At 64.0% G+C, this 328-nt stretch carries 1 protein-coding gene; it reads left to right on the top strand.

What is annotated here, in order from left to right; translation table 11 throughout:
* Positions 1-328: cytochrome ubiquinol oxidase subunit I (locus tag EN869_RS33890; RefSeq protein WP_135916142.1), on the top strand; the 328-nt coding region annotated here is incomplete at both ends.

The raw sequence follows: 328 nt of genomic DNA, 5'->3' as shown, positions 1-328 counted from the left end.
GCGATTCCGCCTGGATGCGCGCCTATTTCACCTGGGTGAAGGTGTTCGCGCTGTCCTTTGCCATGGGCGTGGTCACCGGCGTCACCATGAGCTTCCAGTTCGGCACCAACTGGCCCGGCTACATGGAGACCGTCGGCAACATCGCCGGGCCGCTGCTCGCCTATGAGATCCTCACCGCCTTCTTCCTCGAGGCGGCCTTCCTCGGCATCATGCTGTTCGGCTTCCGCCGCGTCTCCAACCGCATCCACACTTTGGCCACCGTGCTGGTCGCCGGCGGCACCACGGTCTCCGCCTTCTGGATCATCGCGCTCAATTCCTGGATGCAGAC

It is taken from the genome of Mesorhizobium sp. M2D.F.Ca.ET.226.01.1.1, assembly GCF_004022705.2.
In the GTDB taxonomy this organism is placed as follows: domain Bacteria; phylum Pseudomonadota; class Alphaproteobacteria; order Rhizobiales; family Rhizobiaceae; genus Mesorhizobium.
This window is presented reverse-complemented; position numbering and strand designations above follow the sequence as displayed.